Origin of the sequence: Acetobacter sp. JWB (assembly GCF_003323795.1) — a bacterium.
In the GTDB taxonomy this organism is placed as follows: Bacteria; Pseudomonadota; Alphaproteobacteria; order Acetobacterales; family Acetobacteraceae; genus Acetobacter; species Acetobacter oryzifermentans.
The window spans coordinates 1,581,064-1,606,010 of the sequence record NZ_CP030871.1 but is presented as its reverse complement, the minus strand read 5'-3'; the positions used below and the strand labels follow the sequence as shown (position 1 = coordinate 1,606,010).

The 24,947-nt window shown below is 49.0% G+C and carries 16 protein-coding genes; 13 read left to right on the top strand and 3 right to left on the bottom strand.

Features of this window, described 5'->3' with window-relative positions:
- Positions 1-109: 109 nt before the first annotated feature.
- The 7 genes from DS739_RS07640 (at position 110) to DS739_RS07610 (ending at position 11,738) form a co-directional block, all read left to right on the top strand.
- Positions 110-1,807, top strand: a complete 1,698-nt coding sequence (locus DS739_RS07640) for an NAD(P)-binding protein (protein ID WP_035350766.1) — start codon at positions 110-112, stop codon at positions 1,805-1,807.
- A gap of 1 nt (position 1,808) precedes the next feature.
- Complete coding sequence (nifJ, locus tag DS739_RS07635) at positions 1,809-5,396, top strand: pyruvate:ferredoxin (flavodoxin) oxidoreductase (protein ID WP_035350764.1); 3,588 nt, start codon at positions 1,809-1,811, stop codon at positions 5,394-5,396.
- A 17-nt stretch (positions 5,397-5,413) separates the two neighbouring features.
- On the top strand, positions 5,414-6,424 hold the full coding sequence (locus DS739_RS07630) for a dihydroorotate dehydrogenase-like protein (protein ID WP_035350762.1): 1,011 nt from the start codon (positions 5,414-5,416) through the stop codon (positions 6,422-6,424).
- An 8-nt stretch (positions 6,425-6,432) separates the two neighbouring features.
- Positions 6,433-7,449, top strand: coding sequence for a bifunctional enoyl-CoA hydratase/phosphate acetyltransferase (locus DS739_RS07625; RefSeq protein WP_035350760.1), 1,017 nt, complete (start codon positions 6,433-6,435; stop codon positions 7,447-7,449).
- Positions 7,450-7,478: 29 nt separating this feature from the next.
- Positions 7,479-8,687, top strand: a complete 1,209-nt coding sequence (locus DS739_RS07620; RefSeq protein ID WP_006117185.1) for an acetate/propionate family kinase — start codon at positions 7,479-7,481, stop codon at positions 8,685-8,687.
- 94 nt (positions 8,688-8,781) lie between these two features.
- Positions 8,782-10,659 (top strand): AsmA-like C-terminal region-containing protein, encoded by a 1,878-nt coding sequence (locus tag DS739_RS07615; RefSeq protein ID WP_006117184.1) that lies wholly within the window; start codon positions 8,782-8,784, stop codon positions 10,657-10,659.
- On the top strand, positions 10,656-11,738 hold the full coding sequence (locus DS739_RS07610) for an AI-2E family transporter (RefSeq protein ID WP_006117183.1): 1,083 nt from the start codon (positions 10,656-10,658) through the stop codon (positions 11,736-11,738). Before DS739_RS07615 ends, DS739_RS07610 begins: the two co-directional genes overlap by 4 nt.
- Before the next feature lie 66 nt (positions 11,739-11,804).
- Here the strand turns inward: DS739_RS07610 and DS739_RS07605 are convergent, their stop codons facing one another.
- Positions 11,805-12,182, bottom strand: coding sequence for a hypothetical protein (locus DS739_RS07605; RefSeq protein WP_170315338.1), 378 nt, complete (start codon positions 12,180-12,182; stop codon positions 11,805-11,807).
- Between the two features lie 552 nt (positions 12,183-12,734).
- Here DS739_RS07605 and DS739_RS07600 point away from each other — a divergent pair.
- Positions 12,735-13,082, top strand: a complete 348-nt coding sequence (locus tag DS739_RS07600) for a hypothetical protein (RefSeq protein WP_035350795.1) — start codon at positions 12,735-12,737, stop codon at positions 13,080-13,082.
- Positions 13,079-14,530, top strand: a complete 1,452-nt coding sequence (locus DS739_RS07595; RefSeq protein WP_006117180.1) for a PepSY domain-containing protein — start codon at positions 13,079-13,081, stop codon at positions 14,528-14,530. The genes DS739_RS07600 and DS739_RS07595 overlap by 4 nt, the downstream gene beginning before the upstream one ends.
- 75 nt (positions 14,531-14,605) lie before the next feature.
- On the opposite strand, the gene DS739_RS07590 is transcribed toward DS739_RS07595, so the two are convergent.
- The gene (locus DS739_RS07590; RefSeq protein WP_006117179.1) at positions 14,606-15,877 is read right to left on the bottom strand and encodes a cation:proton antiporter; all 1,272 of its coding nucleotides are present in this window, start codon (positions 15,875-15,877) and stop codon (positions 14,606-14,608) included.
- 523 nt (positions 15,878-16,400) lie between these two features.
- On the opposite strand from DS739_RS07590, the gene DS739_RS07585 reads away from it, so the two are divergent.
- The 4 genes from DS739_RS07585 to DS739_RS07565 all read left to right on the top strand — a co-directional run bounded on the left by DS739_RS07585 (position 16,401) and on the right by DS739_RS07565 (position 22,767).
- A complete protein-coding gene (locus DS739_RS07585) occupies positions 16,401-17,897 on the top strand; it encodes an outer membrane beta-barrel protein (RefSeq protein ID WP_006117178.1) in 1,497 nt (498 codons plus the stop codon).
- 339 nt (positions 17,898-18,236) lie between these two features.
- A complete protein-coding gene (locus DS739_RS07575; RefSeq protein ID WP_006117177.1) occupies positions 18,237-20,693 on the top strand; it encodes a membrane-bound PQQ-dependent dehydrogenase, glucose/quinate/shikimate family in 2,457 nt (818 codons plus the stop codon).
- Between the two features lie 87 nt (positions 20,694-20,780).
- A complete protein-coding gene (locus DS739_RS07570) occupies positions 20,781-21,674 on the top strand; it encodes a transporter (protein ID WP_035350792.1) in 894 nt (297 codons plus the stop codon).
- A 157-nt stretch (positions 21,675-21,831) separates the two neighbouring features.
- The gene (locus tag DS739_RS07565) at positions 21,832-22,767 is read left to right on the top strand and encodes a helix-turn-helix domain-containing protein (RefSeq protein WP_006117175.1); all 936 of its coding nucleotides are present in this window, start codon (positions 21,832-21,834) and stop codon (positions 22,765-22,767) included.
- A gap of 6 nt (positions 22,768-22,773) precedes the next feature.
- On the opposite strand, the gene DS739_RS07560 is transcribed toward DS739_RS07565, so the two are convergent.
- Positions 22,774-24,708 (bottom strand): hypothetical protein, encoded by a 1,935-nt coding sequence (locus DS739_RS07560; RefSeq protein ID WP_035350754.1) that lies wholly within the window; start codon positions 24,706-24,708, stop codon positions 22,774-22,776.
- Positions 24,709-24,947 lie beyond the last annotated feature (239 nt).

The following is a 24,947-nucleotide window of genomic DNA, read 5'->3' as shown; positions in this document are numbered from 1 at the left end:
CACAAAGCGCATTACGGTTCACACATGTGTTTCAGAAATCTGTTCCGTAAATGTGCGTTGCATGCGCACGGCCACTTTGAAATGGCCACGGGGTCGGGAGAGAACCTACATGACTATAAAGCTGCACGACATGACACAGGTCATGCAGGATACAACACGTAGAGGTGTTGGGAGTTCTCGATGGCAAAGACCTGTTTACAAACATTTTTTGCCGCCTTGTAACCATGCCTGTCCTGCGGGGGAGGATATTCAAGGTTGGTTGGCACATGCACAGGCTGGAGATTACGAAAAAGCATGGTACGCACTTACAGAAAATAACCCGATGCCAGCAGTACACGGCAGAGCCTGTTACCACCCATGCGAAGGTGGGTGTAACAGGGGCAGTTTGGATGATGCGGTTTCCATTCATGCTGTAGAGCGCTTTTTGGGTGATTTGGCAGTGCAGAATGGATGGCGTTTTCAGTCTGCTCCATCCACGGGCAAAAAAGTGCTGATTATAGGCAGTGGGCCAGCAGGGCTCTCCTGCGCTTATCATCTTGCCAGACTAGGGCATCAGGTTGAAATACGAGAAGCTGCAGCAGAGCCGGGGGGGATGATGATGCACGGCATCCCGGCCTACAGGTTGCCGAGACAGCCTCTGAAAGATGAAATTGCCAGAATAACGTCTATGCCGGGCGTTACGCTGCGATGTGGTGTGCGGGTTGATGATATTTCTCAAGCGCGTCAGCAAGGCGGGTTTGATGCTGTGTTTGTGGCCGTAGGGGCCCAGTTAGCCAACCATCTGAATATTCCAGCAACAGATGGTAAAAAATTGGTGGATGCCGTGAGCTTGCTGGATGATGTGAGTAAAGGTGAAAAGCCCCAGTTGGGCCGCAGTGTTGCCATTCTTGGCGGGGGTAACGTGGCAATGGATGCCGCCCGTACAGCAGAACGTTTGGGTGCCAAAGATACGGTTCTGCTTTTCCGTTATGATCCCAAGCACATGGAAGCCTTGCCAAGCGAAGCAGATGCAGCCTTTGCAGAAGGAGTTAAAATTGAATGGTTAAGCGTTGCAGACCATTTTGGTGCAGATGGGGTCACAGTTGAAAAAGTGACCATGAACCCAGATGGCAGCGTAACCCCAACGGGGCAGACAACACATTTGCCAGCGGATGCAGTGGTTATGGCCGTTGGAGAGCATAGTGATCTGGCTTTGCTTAAAACAGCGCCAGCTATCACCATAAGTAAGAGTGATACGGTTGTTGTAGATGCCGCAACGCTCATGACTGGGCAGGATGGCATTTTTGCCGGCGGAGATTGCATAGGTGGCGCACGCACCATGACAACCGCAACAGGTCACGGTAAGCTTGCAGCACGTGCCATAGATGCTTATTTGGCCGGGCGTCATTATATGCACCCTGCGGCACACCCGCTTGTCTCATTCGATATGCTGCATTTGCCAGATTACGCACAGGCAGACCGAAGCAAGCAGCCCGAACGCCCCTTAACGGAACGGGCCGGGTTTGATGAAATATTCGCCGGTTTGGATGAAAAAACAGCACGTTATGAAGCCGGTAGATGCCTTTCCTGTGGCAATTGTTTTGAATGCGACAATTGTTATGCCTCTTGCCCCGAACAAGCCATTACGCGGCTAGGGCCGGGGAAGGGATATGCGGTTAGCATGGACCTGTGCACCGGTTGCGCAGTTTGCGCAGAACAGTGCCCTTGCCATGCCATTGAGATGGACCCTGAACCAGTAGAGGCCACGCCAACAAAGGGAAGTTTGGGTGAGCCAACTATGCCTACACGCTTCAAGGTGCGTGCATAAAATGGAGAATGTCATGGCTGAACAACTCCAGACAATGGATGGCAATACATCTGTTGCGCATATTGCTTATCGTGTGAACGAAGTTTGTGCGATTTACCCCATTACGCCGTCTTCCCCTATGGCAGAGCTTGCAGATACGTGGTCTGATCAAGGCGTGCAGAATATTTGGGGGGAAGTGCCCGTTGTACAGGAAATGCAGGCAGAAGGCGGCGCTGCTGGGTGTGTGCATGGTGCTTTGCAAACCGGGGCACTCACCACAACTTTTACGGCCTCTCAGGGTCTCATGCTCATGCTGCCCAACATGTTCAAAATTGCAGGTGAGCTCACATCAACTGTGTTCTATGTGGCAGCGCGCGCATTAGCTGCGGGTGCGTCCTCTATTTTTGGTGATCATCAGGATATCATGGCGGCCCGTACAACAGGGTTTGCTATGCTGGGTGCGGGGTCTGTGCAGGAATCTCACGATCTGGCGCTGGTTGCACAGGTCGCCACTTTGGCTGCACGTATTCCTTTTATCCATTTTGCAGATGGCTTCCGCACTTCGCACGAATACAACAGCCTTTCTGTGGTGCCGGATAATGTTATCCGCCAGATGATAGATGATCGGCTGGTGCATGCGCATCGGCAAAGGGCGCTTAACCCGGAACATCCGTTTATCCGCGGGACGTGGCAAAACCCGGATACCTATTTCCAAACCAGAGAAGCGGTTAATCCGTTTTACGAGCGTGTACCTGCCATTGTGCAGGAAGCCATGGATAAGTTTGCATCGCTAACAGGCCGTCAATACGATCTGTTTCATTACACAGGTGCGCCAGATGCGGAACGTGTGGTTATTTCCATGGGGTCTGGTTCTGAAGTGGTGCGGGAAACTGCAAAATGGCTGAACGCGCATGGCGAGAAAGTGGGGGCGTTGCATGTGCGCCTGTTCCGGCCATTTTCTGCGGAGCATTTTTTAAAAGCCTTGCCAGCAAGTGTAAAATCTATTGCCGTGCTGGATCGGACAAAAGAGCCCGGCGCCCCTATGGAGCCTTTGCATGCAGATATTGTGGGCGTGCTGGCAGAAGGGGTAGGGAATGGCCAGTTCTCGCATATGCCGCGCGTAATTGGTGGGCGCTATGGGCTTTCCTCGCGTGATTTCAGCCCGGCTATGGCGCGAGCCGTTTTTGATGAATTGAAGAAGCCCACACCCAAAAATCATTTTACGGTGGGGATTATAGATGACGTTTCCCATACTCATCTGGAATATGATGAAACTTTTGACATAGAACCAGAAAGCACAGTGCGCTGTCTGTTTTATGGCCTTGGTGCGGATGGCACAGTTGGGGCTAATAAGAACAGTGTTAAAATTCTAAGCGAAAAACCGGGCTGGTATGCTCAGGCTTATTTTGATTATGATTCCCATAAATCTGGGGCAGAAACAGCATCTCATCTGCGGTTTGGTAAATCTCCCATTCAGGCACCTTACCTTATCCGGCATGCTGACTTTGTAGCCTGCCATAAGTTCGATTTTCTGTTCAGGCGCGATATTCTGGGTGCTGCTAATAATGGAGCTACTTTTCTGCTGAACAGCCCCTATGCAGCCGATAAGGTTTGGGAGCAACTGCCGCGTAAAGTGCAGGATCAGATCGTTAATAAAAAACTGCGGTTTTTTGTAATTGATGCCTCAGACGTTGCGCTTAAGCTTGGTTTGGGGCCACGCGTTAATACTATTTTGCAAACATGCTTCTTCCATCTCTCCAACGTTTTGCCATCTGATGAAGCTATTACAGAAATTAAAAAGTCTATTCAGAAAACATATGGCGCAAAGGGTGATAGTATTGTGCAGCTTAACTTCCGTGCAGTAGATGCCGCTGTAGCGGCGCTGCATGAAGTTGCTGTGCCCGCCAAGGCTGATGGCACATTGCCCATGCCGCCGGTTGTGCCTCCATCAGCGCCATTGTTTGTGCAGCAGGTGACTGCAGAAATTATGGCGGGCAGGGGCGAGAGTATTCCTGTAAGTCATATTCCGGCAGATGGCACTTTCCCCGGTGGTACAACGCAGTACGAAAAGCGAAATATTGCCGTAGAGGTGCCAATCTGGAACCCGGATACATGTATCCAGTGCGGCCAGTGTAGTATTGTATGCCCCCATAGTGTCATTCGTGCCAAAACTTACGAAGACAAGGATCTGACAGGCGCTCCGGCAAGCTTCAAATCTGCTCCGGTGAATGCCCGTGGTTATCCAGATGCCCGCTTTACACTCCAGTTTTATGTGGAAGACTGCACAGGCTGTGGTGTGTGTGTTGAAAACTGCCCGGAAATTAGCCCAGATGGTAAAACGCGTGCCATCAACATGGGAGAAAAATTGCCTATTCTGGAACAAGAACGTGGGAATATTGCGTTTTTTGAACACCTTCCAGAAGTAAACCGGGCAGCCATTAACGAAGCCAACGTACGCGGCGTGCAGTTTTTGGAACCTCTATTCGAATTCAGCGGAGCATGCGCAGGATGTGGTGAAACACCTTACCTGAAACTGATCTCTCAACTGTTTGGAGATAGGTTGCAGATTGCCAACGCCACAGGTTGTTCGGCCATTTATGCGGGAAATACTCCAGCACATGCATGGAAATCCAACGCCCAGGGGCGTGGGGTTGCTTGGTCGAACTCATTGTTTGAAGACAATGCAGAATTTGGCCTTGGCTTTCGTCTGGCCGCAGATAAGCAGGAATCTTTGGCACGGCAGTTGTTGCAAAAACAGGCTCAGGTCGTGGGGCAGGATCTGGCAACGGCTATCCTGAATGCGCCTCAGATAACAGAAAGTGAATTTGCGCTACAGCGTGAGCGCGTAGGCGCGCTGCGTAGCAAGTTAGAGGGTGTAAACACGCCTGATGCCGCCATGTTACTTTCTGTGGCAGATTTTCTAATCCGACGTTCTATCTGGATTGTTGGAGGCGATGGCTGGGCGTACGATATTGATTACGGCGGCCTAGACCATGTGTTGGCACAAGGGCGCAATGTAAACGTTATTGTGCTGGATACGGAGGTGTACTCCAACACGGGCGGGCAATCCTCCAAAGCAACACCGCTGGGTGCCTCTGCCAAATTTGCGGCAGGTGGCAAACGTGTGCCGCGGAAGGATCTGGCCTTGCAGACCATTGCTTACGGCAATGTGTATGTGGCCCAAATTGCACTAGGGGCTAATCCGGAGCAGGCTATTATCGCAATGCGAGAAGCAGAAGCGTATGAAGGGCCATCTCTTATTCTGGCGTATTCGCAGTGTATTGCACATGGCATAGATATGCGCACGGGTATGAAGCAGCAGGCTCGTGCCGTGGCATCGGGGTATTGGCCGTTGTTCCGGTTTGATCCCACCATGCGCAAAAGTGGGCTTAATCCGTTCCGGCTTGATTCAACCCGCCCACGTATTCCACTGGAAGATTATGCGTATCGGGAACTGCGCTACAAAACGCTTACTCGCACGCATCCACAAAGTGCCGCGCATTTGTTGCAGCAGGCGCAGGCGGCAGCCAATGAGCGCTACCGGATTTACGAAGATATGGCTGCCCGTGATGGCAGCCGCTTCCTTCCGCATTGGGAAGATGTGAACTGAGGCGATACGGGAGCATTATGGTCATGGATATTCGTACACACTATCTTGGGCTGGAATTGGCCCATCCCGTTGTAGCTTCTGCATCTCCGTTAACGGCAGATCTGGAAGGCATTTTGCGCGTGGCAGATGCCGGGGCTTCTGCCATTGTTATGGCCTCTGTGTTTGAGGAAGACATTCGAGCGCAGGAACTGGCAGAAGCTGCTTTGTGGGAAACGGGAGAAAACTCTCATCCAGAAGCGGCAGGGTATTTTCCTGTCATGCCTCATGCTTCTCCGCTGGATGGAAGGCTGGCTGTGTTGCGCAGTGCGTCAGAAAGGGCGGGCGTGCCTATTATTGCCAGCCTTAATGGCTGCACACCAGCGGGTTGGCTGCGTTTTGCCAAGGATATGGAGCAGGCGGGGGCATCTGCAATAGAGCTGAACTTTTGGCATATTCCAACCAATCCGGATGAAACAGGCGCACAGGTGGAAGAACGTTGCATACAGATATTACGGGATGTACGAGCACAGGTTAAGGTTCCAGTCAGCGTTAAGCTTTCTCCCTTTTTCAGCTCACTGGGCAATATGGTGAAGCGATTATCGGAAAACGGAGCGGATGGTATAGTTCTGTTCAACAGTTTTTATGAGCCGGGGTTGCGTTCCTTAACAGATAGCGCAGAGGTGGATTTTATTCCCAGTTCTGCTTACGAATTACGGCTTCCGCTGATGTGGGCTGTGCTGCTTTCAGAACATTGTCAGGCTGATTTGGCCATTTCTGGTGGCGTGCATTCTGGTATGGATGTTGCCAAATGCCTGCTGGCTGGGGCTGACGTAGCGATGGTGACATCCGTGCTGTTGCAGCAGGGGCCGAGCTATATCTCAACCCTTCTGGAAGAACTGCGTGAATGGATGTCTGTGCAGAAACTGGGGTCTGTAAAGGAGTTTAAAGGGCGCATGGCAGCCAGAGGCACAGCAACCCAAGCTGAAGATTTTTTGCGCACGCAGTATAGGCACATTTTATCTGCTCATTTCACTGATATTGCCGGATAATTGTGAAGATGAATGATATGCACAAGATCCTTTCCAGCAAGACGCAGACTTCACAATATGCGCATGATACTGCGGAAATGCCGGGCAGTGCAGCGTCAACCAGCCATCAGGCATTTGAGCAATTGGTCTCACGCGCTGTTCAATTGCCGGGGCAGGTACCTGTCGGTATTGTCTGGCCGTGTGAAGAACACGCCCTTGAAGGTGCAATGGATGCGGCACAACGGAATATTATAGAGCCTGTCTTGATAGGTGATAAAAGCGCAATCGTATCTGTGGCACAGGCAAGTGGTATTGCATTGGATAAGGCTGTTTTTATTGATGCCACAACACCAGCAGAAGCTGCCCAGAAAGCAACGGCTTTGGTAAAGGAAGGGCGCGTAAAAGCGTTGATGAAAGGCAGCCTGCATACAGATGTTTTTATGCATGCAATTGTTGAGGCCGAGAGTGGTTTACGCACCAACAGGCGTATTAGCCATGTTTTTGTATTAGCTGCACCCGGGTATAAAGATTTACTGTTTGTAACAGATGCAGCCATCAATATTTTCCCAGATCTGAATGTAAAGCGCGATATTGTTCAAAACGCGATAGACCTACACAACGGGCTGGGTTTGGGTGTCCCACGCGTTGCTATTCTTTCTGCGGTGGAAACGGTTAATTCCAAAATACCCGGAACAGTTGATGCGGCATGTTTATGCAAGATGGCAGAACGCGGGCAAATACAAGGGGGTGTTTTAGACGGCCCTTTGGCGATGGATAACGCAGTAAGTATTGAGGCTGCAAAAATAAAAAACATTGTTTCACCCGTAGCAGGACGTGCGCAAATTCTGGTGGCCCCGGATCTGGAATCCGGTAATATGCTGGCAAAAAACATGATTTTTATGTCTGGCGCAGATTCCGCAGGCATTGTTTTGGGGGCAGCCGTTCCCGTATTACTCACCAGTCGAGCAAACAGTGTACAGGCGCGTCTGGCTTCCATAGCCATTGGGGCGCTTTATGCTCATCATCTTACTGGTGGGCAGGGCTGAACGTCGCCTTATAACAAGGAAAAGTATCCGTGCAGGATGTAGTTGTTGTTTTTAATAGTGGTTCTTCAAGCCTGAAGCTGACGATTTACGCTTTCTCAGGCACGCGAGATCCGCAGGTTCTGCTGCACGGAGAAATTGAGGAGTTTCCTGATTATTCTCAATTTACGGCCAAAGATGCGGAGGGGAAGCTTCTTGCGCAGGAAAGATGGCAGGAAACGGGATTGTATATTTTTAGCCATCTTTTCCATTGGTTTGAGCAATATTCCGGCCAAGGACAGGTGCGGGCTGTAGGGCATCGGATTGTGCATGGCGGGGCAGAATTTCTGCAACCCGTTAAAATTACGCTGGATACGCTTAAGCAATTAGACAAACTTACACCGTTTGATCCGCTGCATCAGGCGGCCACGTTGGCCCCTGCAAAAGCTATTTTTGAAAAGCGTCCTGATATTTTGCAGGTGGCCTGTTTTGATACCACCTTTCATCAAACTATCCCGGAAATGGCACGACTGTTACCACTTCCGCGCCGTTATGCAGATCGTGGCATTCGTCGTTACGGGTTTCATGGCATTTCATACAGCTATATTGCGGGCCAATTGGCAGAGGTTGATCCTAAACTGGCGCAGGGGCGTACTATTGTTGCGCATCTGGGAAGTGGTGCGAGCTTGTGTGCGTTGCAAGCAGGCAAAAGTTTGGAAACAACCATGGGGTTTTCTGCTCTGGATGGGTTGATGATGGGGACACGCTGCGGGGCGATAGACCCGGGCGCATTGCTTTACATGGTTCAATCTGAAAAAGCGGATTGGAAAACCCTAGTTAGCACGCTTTATCATCAATCGGGGCTTTTGGGAGTTTCGGGCATATCGTCCGATATGCGCATTTTGCGTGCAACATTGGCGCAAAGTCAGGATGCCGTCCAACGTAAGAATATTTCAGAAGCGCTCGGGTTGTTTGTTTATAGGATTGTACAGGAAATTGGAGCATTAACTGCCATTATGGGTGGTTTGGACGGCATAGTTTTTACCGCAGGTATTGGTGAGCATGATCAGAATTTGCGTGCCGATGTGTGCGAGGCGTTGGCATGGATGGGTGTGCAGATTGATGAAGCCGCCAATGCAGCCCATGCGCGGGTTATCAGCGGAGCAGGTAGTAAAATAAAAGTTTGTGTCATACCTACAAATGAAGAACTACAAATCTACCGCAGTGTTCTTCCTTTTCTTGATACAGAAAAATATATTTAAATATATTTCTGGTTTAGAGAAATATATTTCCATAGAATTTTTTATAATATTTCTGCATTCTACGTCCTCATAAAGGATTGGGAAAGGTACTTGTATGCCCCGTTGGGTATGGTTAGCCGGAAGTGTTCTGGCCGTTTCTACTGTGGCTATTGGCGTGCTGCTTGCTGGCCTTCCACACTATAATCTGGCGCATATTGCTTCAGATAAAATAAGTGCGTCACTTGGACGAAAAACCCAAATAGGGGCATTGCATGTGCGCTTTGGCCGGTGGGTTACGGTGGATCTAGATAATCTGCATCTGGCCAATATCCCCCAAGGTAGTCGTGCAGATATGATAAGTTTGAAGCATCTGCACGCTCAAATCCTGCTTAGTTCCTTATTTAATGGGCAAATGCAGGCGCGAGATGTGAAAATTGATGGATTTTCGGGCTTGTTCGAGCGTACGTCTACGCGCGAACCCAACTGGAGGTTTGGTAAAAAGGCATCTTCTGCGCCAGCCAAGCCAAAGGAACCCAGTGGCAAAATATGGTTTCCCGGCCTGCGTGATGCAGCCATTACGGATAGTGAGGTTATTTACCGTTCAGCGCATGGGCATAGCTATGTAACAGGCCTGAAGGCAGTTGCCCTGCACTCAACAAGTGACACCGCGCCATTGGTGATGAACGTTAACGGGGCGTATAATGGCACGCCCGTAACATTGCAGGCCAATATGCAGCCGATAGATGTTTTGCGCCAAGCGGGTAAGCCTTACGGAACGGATATTCACGCGGCATCAGGGGATTTATCTCTGCATCTCAACGGCACCATGACAGATCTATTTGATTTTGATGGTATTGATGCAAAGCTGGATTTGCAGACAGCAACATCTCGCCCGATCATGGCTTTTGCTGGCGAAGCTGATAGCAAGATTACGCAACCTGTTACGCTATCGGGGCACTTTACGCATAAAGGGGATGTTTGGCATCTGGACCATACAACTGGTTCGCTCAATGAAAGTCCGATTAGCACTGCGGATGTAACATTTACAGAAGGCGCGAAAGGGCAACCTGATAAGGTTGCTGGTTCCATGGCGTTTTCCCGCCTAAATCTGAATGCTCTTTTGGGAAGCCCGTCCGAAAACCCCAAAACATCTACGAGCGGTATTGATGTGCCGCTGTTGGTGCCTTTACACCCTGATCCGCTTATTAATGTTACACTCGCGGCAGATACGGTGCTGTATAATACGCTTGTTTTCAATCAAGCCCAAATCAGCGTAAGCCAAATGCCAGGCCGGGTGGATGTGAACTCCATGAAAATGAATTGGCTTGGAGCCAGTATTCAGGCTTCCGGGCACTTGTTGGCTGGTCAGAAAGGCACGCGCGTACAGGCTACAGTAAATGTAGATAATGGGGATATTGATCAGTTTCGTAAGCAGGCAGGTTTTTCACCTTTTCCGGTGGGCGGAAAGCTGAATATTCGCGTTCTTACGCATGCAGATAATATCCAGACTTTAAACGAAGCCTCGCGCCAGGCCAATGTCACGGCGGCAGTGGGCATGAACACAGGAACAATCTCTCGCGAAGTGATGGATATTGCGACAACAGATGTTGGTGCTCTCTTTCGCCAAAGCAAAGGCAAGGCGAGTGTATCATGCCTGTTGGGAGCGCTCAAAATGCAACAAGGTAAAGGTGTTGTGCAGCCATTACGTATAAAATCGGATGCAGGTAGTATTGTGGGAAAAGCCGAGTTTGATTTGAACAAAAAGGCATTTGAATTGGTTTTTGCCAGCAATGGTGCCAAAGGCATGTTGGCAATGGAAATTCCCGTTATGGTGAGCGGCTCTTTTAGCAACCCACATGTGGGGCTGGCCAAATGGTCTGGCCGCGGACGAGAGCTTTTGAAAGAAGCAGACATGGCATCCTTTTTACCCCCTGAACTGAAAAGCTTTACGGCTGGTTCGGCCTGTAGTCATGGGATGAGCGTAAAACAATGATACCAGAGACATCTGTTTCCGAACAAAAGCCTGAACTTGCTACAGGAACGCGGCCTGTGCTGGTGGCTTTGTTTGCCTGCACCCTTGTGCTGGGGGCAGTGTGGATTTTAGAACCTTTTATTCCCGCTCTTATTTGGGCGGGCACCATTGCTGTAACCATGTGGCCATTATTGCTGCGGTTGCAAGGCTGGTTACATGGTAGCCGTAAAATGGCTATTTCCTGCACGCTTCTGGTTGCTCTGGCCTTATTTGTTCTGCCATTCTGGATGGCAGTTTCTACAGTGGTGAAGCATGCTGATGCGTTCAGTAATATTATTCCCTACATTAAATCTCTAAAATTACCCGATCTGCCAGAAAAACTGCTCCATCTGCCTATGGTGGGTGAGTATCTGGGCAAATGGTGGCAACATCTGCAAAACATGAAGCCAATGGATATTGTGCAGCAGGCTGTGCCGCAACCAGACCAGATTATGCATTATCTTATGTCTTATGCGGGCAGTATTGGTATGCTTGCAGTGCAGTTTTTGCTTACTCTTATTATACTTACAGTGTTTTTGGCAAAAGCTGAATATCTGATTACAACATCAGAAAGGTTGGTAGGAACGTTATCTGGCAAGCGTGGGCAGAATATGCTGGAACTGGCCGTGCGTACTATCAGAGGGGTTGCATTGGGCGTTACCCTTACCGCCATTGTTGAAAGTTTGGTAGGGGGCGGTGGTATGTACCTTACAGGTGTGCCATGGGCCAGCATTCTTACGGCTGTTACCTTTATGGCCTGTTTATTGCAAGCAGGGCCGGGGGTTACTCTTTTCCCGGCGGTAATCTGGGTTTACTTTGATAAGGGAGTGATGCCAGCAATTGTTCTGCTTGCCATAACTTTTTTAACTATCTTTCTAGATAACATGTTGCGGCCTTATCTGATCCGTAAACAAGCAGACGTTCCATTAGTTCTTATCATGATGGGCGTTATTGGCGGATTAGCGGCTTTGGGTTTGGCCGGTATTTTTGTTGGCCCGATGATCCTTTCCATTACCTATACATTGATCAAGCAATGGATGGAAAGTAATCAGGAAGCCTGATTTTAAAATCGAATAACAACCCCAATATCTTAATAAGGATACAAGATATTGGGGTTTATTTAAGAGTTATTTATTTGGCTTTGTGGTGAATACACAAGCGGCCAGAATAATCATAACAATCTGCAAGATACCGCTCTGCACCGCATCCTTTTTATCCTGATGTTGAACAGCTTTACGGCTACGCACACCGGCAATCCCGTGGCTGGCAATAAGGCTAAGGCCTAACCATGGGCGGTATGTTTTGCCCCATCCATCCTTACGCAGGAGACAAAAACCTAGAATACCAACCAGACCAGCAGAGCCCATGGTGGCGAGATGGACGGATTTTTCTTGGCCATCCAGTTCCTTATCCTTGCTACATGCTGCCATAGCTGTCCATGCAGCGCTCAGGCCTATGGCGCTAACTTTAAGTGCGGGGAATATACATTTTTTAATAAGGCTCATGTAAATACATCCTTTTAGCATAATTTTGACCTACTAAAATTTGGGGCTTTGATGCGGCATTTACAAGATTATCAAAGATACCCTGCTATGGCCTGGGAACAAGGCAGGTGGGAAGGTTGCTCCATGAAGGAGGGGAGTAACGGATAACTGCAAAAAATTATGTTGATAATGATTCTTAATAATGTATTTGTGCAACGAGTTCTCCTTTAACTTGTCTGAAAGATAGCGTGGCTTTTCCGCATGAGGTTCATGGCTTTATATAAATGCATACATGGGGCAAGCATAACCATATTTTTTCAGCCCGATCGTAATATTGAGGGGCAGCATGTTGCCTGAATACGTGATGTGGATTGCAACAGGAGCCACTGTTTTTGGGTGCTGTATGCTTTATGCCACTTGCCAGAATCAATATGTATTTACGGTTCCTTTGCGCCCCAAAGGTTTGTTCAGAATGGCGGGGTGGGCAGTGCTGGGGCTTTCTTTTTGTTGTCTTTGGCAGATCAAAAGCGTAGCAACTGCATTATTCATGCAAATACTGTTGATGATGCTTGTATGGCTTCTGTTTCCATTTGCTGTTGCTTTGCTGAGGCAACGGTAGGCATTATGCGTAAATATACTTACACAAGCCAGAACTGGTTTGCCAAAGTTACTGCGGCTGTCGTGCCGGGTAATATTCTTACATTTGGCCTTGTTGGGGTAATTGGCGTTCTCTCTCATGTAGATAGTGACCCAAGAACGGCATCTGCTCAGTTTTTAACATGGCTCACGGTTTTGCTGTGGTGCATTATTTTACCAACCTGCTTTTTGTTTTCTAACGGCAGGCGGGCTTGGAATTACCTATCCATATCTGCCTTATGTGTCTGGGGCCTGTTTTTTGTTTTAAGGGGCCTACAGGCATGAAAATACGCGCAGATATTGTACAAATGTATCGGGATATTCATAGTTGGGTGGGTATTCTGGCAGGGTTGTTTCTTTTTGTGGCGTTTTATGCTGGAGGCATCAGCGTTTTTGAAGGGCCTCTTCAAAACTGGCTCACAAAGCCAGCGGCTTTGCCTGCACCAGTAACTGTGCAGCAGGTGCCGGATCTGATGCAAAAAGCATTTGCAGCTTACCCTGAGGCACAGCAGGAATATACGGTTGTACTGTCGCCCACCGCTTCTTTGCCTGCTAGGCTGATGTGGCCCGTAAAGGCTGGGCAAAGGCATGCCGGACCAGTGGATATGATAGCGGCCTCACTAGATGCACAAGGGCATCTGGTTACGGTAAGACACAAGCCATCTGAAGTGGCGCATTTTATAGATGAGCTCCATGAAAATGTGGGGCTACCCGTTTTTATGCCCTACAGCAGATGGTTCATGGGCAGTATTGCACTGTTGTATGCCGTTGCGCTGGTATCTGGTGTGATTGTGTTTTTGCCTATGCTGGCAAAAAATCTCTTTGCCTTGCGGCTGATCAAAGGGGCATGGAAGAAATGGCTGGATATTCATAATCTTCTAGGCCTCTTTAGCCTGCCTTTTCATGTGGTTATTGCTCTTTCATCCGTGCTTTTTGCTTATCATAGTGTCATTCATAATGTGCAAACCATGATGTTTTCTGCTCCGACGGCTATTCATGATCATCACTTACACGCACGGAATATGAATCATGAGCCGGTTGCGCAGACTTCTATAATGCCTCTTGCTCCGGCAGAGATTGTGCAAGCGTTGCAAAAGCAGGCTCCGGGATTTGTGCCAGATGTTTTAGATTATGCTTCAACAGATAAAGCGCAACAGACTTTACGCGTAATCGGGCATGATGAGCACTATATGATGCGTGGCCCGGCTGGTGGCCTTGCCGAACTTGATCCAGCTTCTGGAAAAATACTTTCCACAGAATATATGCCGGGGCTCCAATCTGAGTCCTTTAGTATTTTAACCACATTTTTTGCGCTGCACTTTGGAAGTTTTGGCGGAAATACAATTAAGTTTGGATATTTGATACTGGGTTTTATAGGGGCATTTCTTTTCTATTCTGGCAACAGATTGTGGCTGATATCGCGGTATCGAAAGGAGCAGAAAAACGGAGCAACAGAGCCTGGAGCGGGTACAAAATTTCTTACGTGTTTAACATATGGCAGTATTTTTGGATGTATTTCCGGCATTTCTGTTCTTATCAGCACAGCGCTTTTAACACCTTATTTCGGAAGTTATTTAAGTGTCAGCCTTCTCTATTATGCTATTTTTTGTATCTGCCTTGGGGGAGCTTTTATAATGCCAGATACAGCGCGCATACGTGTATTGGGGATGTGTGCTGTTATAACAACCTTTGCCATTCCCTTAATTTATGTTTGTAAATGTTTTGTATTTTAGATTTGTGAAGCTGCTGGTGTATATACACCAGCAGCGCGCATTGCATTTTTGGCCTCTACCGCAGGAGGTATTGGTTTAACGCGGCGCCAGCAGGCGGAAAAGTGGCCCGGTTAAAACGGTGGAAACAACTGCCAGCACCATTAAAGATGCAAAAGCAAAATCAGACAACATACCCTGTTCATGCAAAATAGTGGCGGCAACAATTTCCATCAGCCCTTTGCATTGTAACAGCGCTCCAATACCCAAGGCTTGTCTGGGTTTAAGCCCCGGAGCAGGTGGAAACACATAAACTGCGCCAATCTTGCTCAGAATGGAAATACCAACCAGAGCAAAAGACGCAATAATGGAAGGCCATGTCAGGGCGTCTCCGTTTATTCGTAGCCCGCTATGGCCAAAGAACATTGGCGCCAGCCAGATAAGAGCAAACGTTCCAACCTGTTCTATGGGCAGGCGTCTTACCCAACTGGGCGGCATGATTGCACCGGCAAAATATGCGCCTATCAGTTCGTGCAATCCAAGCTGCATGCTGGCCCATGATCCGGCAGCCAAATAAATAGGAACAGTGACCCAGATAACCCATGTGGGAGGGTGACGAAAATGGCGAGAGGCCCAGTTGCCAGCAGAAGCCAGCCCAACCAGCAACGCAACGGCCAGAAACTCCAGCCCTGTCCAGCTATGCAGAGCTGCGGTGCCTCTATGAGCAAACTGTAAAACAGCAAGGCCAACCCATAAGGCAGCATCATCCACCACAGCAAGCTTAAGTGCTAATTGCCCCAACGGACGTTGGGACGCATCAAGTTCTCTTACAACACCAATCAGAACCGGGAGAGCGCTTACGGAAATGCACAAACCGATAGACGCTGCGGCAATAAGAGGTGAGGCCAGAGGAGCTTGCCATCCATGCAAAGGCAGAAAACAAGTGTAGGCCAAGATGGCCCCGAGCAAGAAGGGAATACCTAAAGCAACGCCCGCACCGGCTAACAGACGACCGAAGGTAGGGGAGGCAATGGCATGAACAGATGTATCACCCTCAGGGTGCTGCCACATTTCCAAGCCAGCAGTAAACGCCAAAACCAATACGGCAACCCACCCAATGGTATCACCATAAGAAGAGGGAATGCCCAGTTCTTTTATGGGAGCGTGCCATACAGCCAGCAGAATGCCAATAAGGATAGGTAATACAACAATAGGCAGTGCTTTGTGCAGAAGGCGCCACAGCACCCAAGGAAGGAAAACAAAAATTGTGGCATCTGTGAAAAGCGATGTCATTGCTGTGTCGTTCCGTCCTTTGTTGTTGAAGAGTGATCCTTTGTAATCGAAAACCACGATGGTATGCAAATTGCGCATATCAGTAAGTGTTGATATGTTTTATATGCGCAGGTTTGTGATACATTGCAACAGCATATGCATAAGGAATATATCAAAACTATATTATGAATATAGATATTTGTAATATATGAAAAGCACATAAGTATTTCAGTTTATTCGATTTTTGGAAAATTTTTTAAATACATAATGAATTTGCAAATACCATTATTTCATAATGGGTGCAAAAGTTTCTAACCAACGCACTAGGTAGAGCTGAGGTTGCCTGCGTATTGAACGCGCAAATCCAATATTTTAGCCTCTAAAGAGACAGAGAATGCATTCAACAGAGTAAATTGTGCTGAAATCCATGTTTATTTTGTGGTTAGAGGATTGCCATTTTGCGCACGGCATATTATTTCTAATTCGAAACGTACGTGTTGGTCTTACAATTGCGGTGAAGGCATCATGCTGCTGAATACTTTATTTGTGTTCGGCTGGTGGCAAGTGTGGATCAATACGTTTCGTATTCGTCACTATTTCTGATGCGCAAGAGAAGTGATACATGCGACAGACCAAAACCGATCGAAGTGCCTTCAAATTTGTATTGCTATCATGTTGCGCTGCATTTTTGTGTGAAACAGGTACATCCGTAGCTCACGCACAAACATCTGCGCCTGCACAGGTTCAGGTGGGAGACATCGCCAAAACCCTTAAGCCCGAAGAGGCAGAAAAGGGGGCAGGTACCCCAACAGATGGAGAAGAGCCGCCTGCCACTTCTCTTTCTGAAGAGGAAGAGGCCATGAAGCCCAAGGCAGGCAACCTGTTCCATGTTAAACCCGGGCACACACCTACATACTGGGAAGGTCTGGAAGGGCATGTCTCCATTGAAGCAGGGATTTCAGGAAACCCCTGGACCCGTTCTGGCCGCAACTTTGCGCAGTATTATTCAGATCGTGCCAATACGGTCACGCTGAACCAGATCATTGGCTCTCTGTCTCATCCTGTTACGTCTGTAGGCAGCGGATACGGCATCGGTTTTGTGCTGGAGGCCATGTATGGTTCCGATGCACGGTTTGACCCCACAATCGGGATGGGGTCTGGGTCTTTGCATGGTCTGTATCAATGGGCACCCACACAGGCGCATCTGGATGTACATCTACCGTGGATCTTCAAGCGCGGCATTGATGTGCAGATCGGTCAGATGTACGGCATTATGGGGGCAGAAGGCACACCCGCTCTTGCACGGCCATTCTACACATATAACTACGCCTCAGATTATATCGTACCGTTTCAGACGGTAGGCATTCTGGCCACCATGCATCTGACACGTCATATGGACTGGATTTTGGGGGTGGATGCAGGGAACTCCACAACCTTTGGTGCTTCTGGCAACAACAACAAGCCCAAGGGTTATTTTGGTCTGGCGTGGAACAAGCTGATGGATGGCAAGCTGGATGTGCATGCCATTGGGCATTTTGGGCCGCAGGGCAACAATGGCCGCACCATTGTTTCACCCACAGGGTGGGTGAGTGCAGGCATTGGCAAGCAGGCCAACAGCCTTATGCAGTATAATGCGGATGTGATGGCCTCGTATCATATCAATGATAAGATGACTGTTTCTGTGGATGGTACCTATCTGCACGATGATTCTTCGCGTGATGATGCTTATGGGGTGACAACCTATTTTTCTTACGACATTCATCCTTGGCTGACATTTAATGCACGCGGCGAAATCTTTCGTGACAATACAGGTGGGGTGATTATGGAATATTCCAGCTTTAACTCTCTCACGCAGGCTCTGAGCAACCAGCCTTTCCCATATTACAATGCCTTGCCCACAACCTATGGGGAGCTGACGGTGGGTGTCTCCTACAGGCCCGAGTTCGTGAACAAAAGGCTGGCGCTGGGCGGCTTTACTATCCGGCCTGAAATTCGGCTGGATAAATCCCTTAACGGCACGCATCCATTCAACCAGGCAGGCACTGTGCAAAACCCAACTGTTAATAACGGCACAAACAACATGCTCTGGTTCAGTTGCGATGCAACATGGTCGTTCTAAGGTGTTTTTAAAAATATAGAGGTGATAAGAATACGGGAGATATAAAAACAAAATCTCCCGTTTTTTGAGCTTTCTATTTTATACAGCAAAAGAATGATGCATCTGCCTGAATATGTCGGGCATTGCTATTTTGGCTTCAATAGAACAGTCAGTCTCACCAACTGTCTCACCCATGAGACAATTGGTAACATTTTTTACAAACTCGCGTGAAAAACAGGACAAAAGTGTGACGGCATTGTGTCCTTTTATGTTGTGCAGGGCCATTGGCCGCTGCGTGAGCATGGTATCTCAGGATCATGCCGCCGTAACGGCTCGTGAAACTGTAGAAAGAGCACGAGTATGCGAGAGAGTCAGGCGAGGTTATTCTCGCTCATAACCTCTATTCTGCTTGCCATTGTGGGGCTTTTCCTCTTCTTTGGCGGCGCGGAACTTCTGTTCCTTGGTGGTTCCTGGTTTTATATTATTGCTGGCGGTGTCATGCTGGGGGCCGCTATCAGCGGCTTTCGCAAGCCTGCTCTGGCTATGCGGCTGTATGCAGCTTTGCTGCTTGTGGCCACTATTTGGTCTTTATGCGAAGTCGGGCTGAATATCTGGGGTCTGGAAGTTCGTCTCTTTACGCTTATCGGGCTAGGTGTTTGGCTTCTGCTGCCAGGTGTTTGGCGCTCGGGCAATAGCTGGCTGGGTGATAAGCGCGAAGTTCTGGGTTCTTTGGTGGTTTCCTGCCTTGTTGTTGTGGCAAGTTGCTTCAGTTCTTATTCCATTGATGGCACCGTACCGGCAGACCGCATGGCGGCAAGCGGCCAGTCTGATGAAACATCAGCAGGTGTGCCAGATGGAGATTGGACGGCTTATGGCCGCACTGTTGGCGGGGACCGTTATACTCCATTGGGGCAGATTACGGCTTCCAATATCTCGCACCTCAAACGTGCATGGGTTACCCGCACGGGGGATGTGCAGCAGCAGGGTGAAGGCACTGTAGCTGGGCCAGACCAAGGGCATGAGTTTAATCTGGAACTTACGCCCATTAAAGTTGGTGATACACTTTACATGTGCACACCCCATAGCTGGGTGATGGCGCTGGATGCAGCCACAGGTAAAGTGAAATGGAAGTTTGATCCGCACCCTGCAACGGCAGATTTGGACAAGAACGTCTATCTGGCTTGCCGCGGTGTTTCTTACTACCATATTCCTGATGAAATTCAGACAAGCTGCCGTAACCGCATTTACTCACCCGTTGCTGATGTGCGCATGGTGGCGGTAAACGCAGAAACCGGCAAACCCTGTGAAGATTTTGGGGATCACGGCTTTATCTCCCTGCGCCAGTATCTGGGCCATGTGCCGCATGGGTTCCATTTTGTAACCTCTCCGCCAATGGTAGCCAAAAACCGCGTGATTACTGGCGGGTGGATTTTTGATAACCAAGCCAATTTCGAGCCCTCCGGCGCTATCCGTGCGTTTGACGCCACAACAGGTGAAATTGCCTGGGCGTGGGATGCAGGGCATCAGCCAGAAACATGGAAACCCGGCCCGAATGATGAGCTAACGCGTGATACACCCAATGCTTGGGGTGTTTACACGGCAGACCTCAACCTTGGGCTTGTTTACATTCCTACGGGCAATTCTCCGCCAGATAACTGGGGCGGAACCCGTCGTCCGTTTGACGATGCAACATCCTCTGCCACAATTGCGCTGGATATTGTAACGGGTGAACGCCGCTGGACCTATCAGACCGTGCATCACGATCTGTGGGATATGGATCTGCCCTCCGGCCCATCCATGGTTGAACTTCCCGGCGCGAATGGTGAGCAAGTTCCGGCACTGGTGCAGAGCACCAAGCGTGGTGAGTTTTTTGTTCTGGACCGCCGCACCGGCACGCCTGTTCCGGGTTATCCGGTTGAAGAAAAGCCAGTTCCCACAGCAGGCCATGCGCCGGATGACCGTGTCTCTCCTACGCAGCCTTATCCTGTTGGCATGCCTTCTCTTACACCGGCCAATCTTAAAGAGTCTGATATGTGGGGGGCAACGCTGCTGGATCAGATGATCTGCCGTATCCAGTATCGTCAGTCTGCTTACGAAGGGCAGTTCACACCACCGCATGTGGGTCAAACAACCATTGTTTATCCTGCATTTTACGGTGTTGTAGACTGGCAGGGTATTACCATTGACCCGCAGCGTAAGATTATGCTGGCCAATGCAAGCTATCTGCCTTTCCGTATCAAGCTGGAAAAACGTACGGGAATGGAGCAGGCCGGTACGCTGCCAAAATGGACCGGCAGTGGGGAAGAACCTGCGCCTAAAGGTGATGCCCTTTCTGTTTCTCCAGATTACGGAACACCCTATATTGCGCTTACCAACCCTTGGCTGAACCCACTACAGATCCCTTGTAAGGGGCCGGTTTGGGGCACGCTGACGGCAATCGATCTGGTTACCAAGAAGATTGTCTGGCAGCATCCTGTTGGCACAACGCGTGATACCGGGCCTTTCCGTACCCATAACAACCTGCCTTTGCCTACCGGTATGTATAATATTGGCGGCAATATTGTTACCAAAGGTGGCGTTGTGTTTATGGGTGCCACAGCAGATGATTATCTGCGGGCATTTGATCTGGCGAGCGGTAAGGTTATCTGGCGTGATCGCCTGCCAGCAGGCGGCCAGGCTACCCCCATGAGCTACGAAGCTGGTGGCAAGCAGTATGTGCTGATTGCAGCCGGTGGCCACGGTGGCCTTGGTACCAGAAGCGGTGATTATATTATCGCTTACACGCTTGATGGTGAGAAAGCTTCTCCCGCTCAGTAACGCGTTAACACATTGGGGTTCCAGTTTATCTGGAACCCCGCATCACGCGTTTATTTGATTGTTATTGTTGCTTATCGGAATATTCAGATGCGTTTGATAGAAGGCGGGGAGCGTCTGCTTTCCCTCGTGCGTTTCGTCATGCCTACAGTGATTGTGTGTCACGTAGTTCCTGCGCGAGCTGCGGATATCACGTTGGGCATTATTGGCCCCCATGAATATGACCTACCTGTGGATTTCAAGCCATTTAACGTGCTGGTGCAGTATGGTGATGGAAACGCCGCAGGCCATAGTTACGGAAGTGGTGGACAGCGTACGCCAACTGGCGGCAGCCATACATGGTCGGGTATGACAAAATATGTGCACTTTCGTAGTTTTGAGGCCATTCCTCATGTCGGATTTGCTTTTGAGTTGATCCAAACCGAAAGCTACAAACTGGCAGATGGCACAAATTACGGTGGGCTAGGGCCTACTATTGTTGGGCCAGCAGCATGGTTTAAGCCCAATAAGCACAGTACTTTTGGTATACAAACCTTTATGCAAACGCCATATGGCACAAGAGATGCAACATCTACAAATTATTGGTCAAATATATCCAGTTTAATATTTGATTATGAATGGAAACACTTCAGTTTTGATGGTGATGCCGGCACGGTTGTTGGGTCTACAAAACATCAAAAAGACCAGCATAGCTATTCACCCGGCGTGGTGTTTTACACCAACTTGCGATTTAGCTGGAAAGCGACCAAGAAGTTCGAGCCATTTCTTGCATTTGACTGGCAGAATGTAACAGGAACGCGCGATAATACGCTACGTCAGTATCTGGATAATTCTAACAGCCGTGAAATCGCTCTGGGCCCGGGGCTTATGTATAATATTAACCAGCACTTTTCGCTAACAGCCCGCTACTCGCATTCTCTTGAAGGGCGAAATACACCAGAAACGAATGCCTATTACGTAAAGTTTGTTTACCTCTGGCAGTAGGCTTTGTTTTTGAATAACAAAAAGTTTACTTGGAGAGGATAGGTAAAAAATAAAATACACAATATCCCTATGAGAGTTATATTTTTTATGTATAAGAGAAAAGCAACGTTAGAAAAGCCTTTAATATGTCCTTGCCGGATATGGTAGAGCCCTCGCGATGAATATACGGCCTTTTTCTCAACACACTGTTTCCAAAGCAGAAAGCCCGGAAGAAACAGTACAGAAATCTTGGATACGTTGCGAGACATCCTACCAGCTTGATCCTTCCCAAAAATGGAAGGCAGACGTTCTGTGTGGTGCAGAATTTCGGCATGTTAGCAGCCGGTCCGCATTGCTTTTGCGCCAAGCTTCGGAAGAAATGCAGCACCTTTTTACTTTGGTGCAAGGTTTGGGGCTTATGGTATTGTTGGCCGATCCAAACGCCATGATTCTGGCACGCTGCGCAGATGAAACACACCTTTCCGTTTGCCGCCGCCTTAATCTGCGTGAAGGCGCCATCTGGAGCGAAGAGATAGCAGGCACTAATGGTATTGGCACATGCGTAGAGGATAGATGCCCAGTTTTTCTGGGGCGAGGCGCGCATTGGCGCTTTTGTTTTTCCTTGCTGATTAGTTATGCTGTGCCGATATTCGATGCACAGGGGCGTGTTGCAGGAGCCCTAAACCTTGCCTCCATGAATGGCAAAACAGTCCAGCCTATTGACAAACTGCTAATGGAAACACTTGCGCAATCTGGCCGGCGTATTGAAGAACAGCTTTTCCGTAACAGTTATGCAGGGCAAAAAATACTTACCTTGGGTTCTGTAAGGGGGTGCTCAGCACCTTTGGTTTCTATTAACGACCAAGGGGAGATTACAGGTGCCACGCATGCAGCGCGTGAATGGATGGGCTGGACAGATCAAACTATTGCCCAACATCCCAACCTGTTAACCGAACTGGAAGAGGGTTCGGAAATAAGTTTCCAAAAGGCGGAAGAAAACGTTATCCGCTCCGCTTTGGCGGTTTCTCAGGGAAATGTTACGCAGGCTGCACGTGGTTTGGGAATTAGCCGTGCAACACTTTACCGCAAGATGAAGGGTTTTGGAATTAACTAAAAGTCTTTACTGGAACGGGAAGTACCGGAAAGTTACGTAAACTGTGTTGCCTGATGTTGCCGGGTCTACGCTATCGCCATGCCCGTCATTACCCTTAAAGGCGAACTTGCGCACAAAGGTATATTGCAAGCCTGCCATCATGCTTCCGTAACGGCCTTGCAAAAAGTGCCACCAGCCGCCAGCGGTAAAGGAGGCAAGGGTGTGTGTTTGCGCACTGCATACTCCAAATTCCACATCGCACCCAGCCAGATCCAGATCGTTTACGCCGTAACCATATTGCTTGCCATCTGCGCCAATATAACGTTTGCGACCAGAAGCTTCTACACCCCCATAAGTGTAAAGCAGCACGGAAGAATTGGGGTGCCCCACCAAGCCGAGTGAGCCCATAATTTCGGGAACAGGCGTAAGCTGCCCACGGCCGTTGAATGTTGTATCTGGTATCTGGGTTGGTCCATAACGGCCAATGCCATCACCAGCCAGAACATCGCCGGTAAGGTGTAGGCGGTTCGTGCCCAAGGGGGCTGTCATACCAGCACCTACGCCGCCACCAAAATGGGTATGCTTTTTGGTTGTTGTTGTTCCCGGCTCCACAGCAAGAGAGCGGAACCAGCGCGCAAGGCCGAACACTTCATAATGACCGAAGGATGTATCTGCCGCTGCCTTCAGAATCATATCTGGAACAGGGTTGTAAGAGTAATTTGTGGCTGCGTTTAGCAGCATTCCCCCGGTATTGGCATAGTAAACACGCGCACCTTCTGCTTGCCCCCGCGCAGCAGGAATGGTGCTGCCAGAACTGACAGTGGAAGAGAAACCAACGGTCGCCTGAGGGTCTTCAATAGAAAGGCCAAGCCAGTATTTCTGATTCCAGTCCTTGCCAATTCGGATTTGAGGTACGCGTGTAAAGACAATACCGGGCAATTGGTTGTTATCTGTAACTGCGGGCAATTCTTCTTGGCGGGGAATAATGCCTTTGGCGTAGTTTGTAGCCAAGCTCCATGCTTGCCCCATAAGAATATGTAAGCCCCAATCCTTTTGGGTGAACGTAAAGTAACCTTGCCGCAGACGCGGCGTGTAGCCGTTAATTTGCACGCTGTTGGTTGTGCTGCCAGAACCCGCAAAATCACTTTCAACATAAGCCTGCAAGCGGGAAGACTTGCTGGGGTTAGCTTCCATTAAAATAGACAGGCGGCTGAGCTGAGCAGAAAGCCGTTCTTCAGACAACCCATGGTTGGGGCTGTTGGCATAAGGAAAATTGCCCCAGCCCGTTGCCGGACCGCTGGTCATGTTGGAACTACGCCAGATATTGGACATATCTATAAAGCCACCCAGCTTTACAGATATGCCACCAATACTGAAAATGGGCGGTAATCTATCAACTTCTGTTTGCGTAATGGCAGTAGGGCTGGAAGATGAAAGATCGATTGAGGAATGGCTTTTTTCTTCTGCATCTGCGCCAGAGGGTAAGTCAGAGCTAGTGGCTCCGGGCAGCCACTTAAAGTTCACACCGTTTTTTGCAGTTCCGCCTTGCGTATTGGAGGCAGTTTTAACTGGGGCCTCATCTGGTGAGAAGCGGATGGAAGGATCTTCCCGATCTGCTTGATTTGCGTAAGCAGTGGCAAGCTTATTGCCAGTATGTGCGCTTGCAGGTGTATTGGCGCTATGGGCAACATTACGAGCGGGGGCAGAGGTGCCTGTATGCCGCTTGGCCTGACGGGATTCAATTGCTTCCACCTGCGCAGCCAACCGGCGCATTTCCGCCTTAATGGCTGCCAGTTCCTGCGCATCATCTGCCAGAGCGGGGGCAGAAAGCAGTATGGTGCAGGTAAATACGCTCCCTGTCAGTAACAGTTTTCTCATATTTCCCACGGTATGTGCATGTTGAATGCTGTACCATTGCACGATGAAATTATTTGCATGATAATTTTTTATGGAATCATGCATTGAGCCAAGTTCATGAGGGCGCAATATGTCACGCCCTTTTGAATGATGTAAACAAAGCGTGTAGAATAAACATTTGGCGATAGCAAGTCTATGAAGTGGCCAAATTCATAGCAGAAATGCATCTTGGTTTTTCTAGCCCTTACTTAGTAAAGGAGTTAGTGAAACGATATATATAAGTAAATTTCAAAAATCTTATAAATATCTGGTTGAAAATCATCATCGTCTAAATGTGATGGGCG

What these genes read in the sequence shown, in the direction of transcription:
- DS739_RS07570 (WP_035350792.1), top strand. Translation starts at nt 20,781, where the DNA reads ATGCGTTTGATAGAAGGCGGGGAGCGTCTGCTTTCCCTCGTGCGTTTC.
- DS739_RS07600 (WP_035350795.1), top strand. Translation starts at nt 12,735, where the DNA reads ATGGCTTCTGTTTCCATTTGCTGTTGCTTTGCTGAGGCAACGGTAGGC.
- DS739_RS07585 (WP_006117178.1), top strand. Translation starts at nt 16,401, where the DNA reads ATGCGACAGACCAAAACCGATCGAAGTGCCTTCAAATTTGTATTGCTA.
- DS739_RS07575 (WP_006117177.1), top strand. Translation starts at nt 18,237, where the DNA reads ATGCGAGAGAGTCAGGCGAGGTTATTCTCGCTCATAACCTCTATTCTG.
- DS739_RS07605 (WP_170315338.1), bottom strand. Translation starts at nt 12,182, where the DNA reads ATGAGCCTTATTAAAAAATGTATATTCCCCGCACTTAAAGTTAGCGCC.
- DS739_RS07625 (WP_035350760.1), top strand. Translation starts at nt 6,433, where the DNA reads ATGAATGATATGCACAAGATCCTTTCCAGCAAGACGCAGACTTCACAA.
- DS739_RS07630 (WP_035350762.1), top strand. Translation starts at nt 5,414, where the DNA reads ATGGTCATGGATATTCGTACACACTATCTTGGGCTGGAATTGGCCCAT.
- DS739_RS07610 (WP_006117183.1), top strand. Translation starts at nt 10,656, where the DNA reads ATGATACCAGAGACATCTGTTTCCGAACAAAAGCCTGAACTTGCTACA.
- DS739_RS07565 (WP_006117175.1), top strand. Translation starts at nt 21,832, where the DNA reads ATGAATATACGGCCTTTTTCTCAACACACTGTTTCCAAAGCAGAAAGC.
- nifJ (WP_035350764.1), top strand. Translation starts at nt 1,809, where the DNA reads ATGGAGAATGTCATGGCTGAACAACTCCAGACAATGGATGGCAATACA.
- DS739_RS07560 (WP_035350754.1), bottom strand. Translation starts at nt 24,708, where the DNA reads ATGCATGATTCCATAAAAAATTATCATGCAAATAATTTCATCGTGCAA.
- DS739_RS07595 (WP_006117180.1), top strand. Translation starts at nt 13,079, where the DNA reads ATGAAAATACGCGCAGATATTGTACAAATGTATCGGGATATTCATAGT.
- DS739_RS07640 (WP_035350766.1), top strand. Translation starts at nt 110, where the DNA reads ATGACTATAAAGCTGCACGACATGACACAGGTCATGCAGGATACAACA.
- DS739_RS07590 (WP_006117179.1), bottom strand. Translation starts at nt 15,877, where the DNA reads ATGCGCAATTTGCATACCATCGTGGTTTTCGATTACAAAGGATCACTC.
- DS739_RS07615 (WP_006117184.1), top strand. Translation starts at nt 8,782, where the DNA reads ATGCCCCGTTGGGTATGGTTAGCCGGAAGTGTTCTGGCCGTTTCTACT.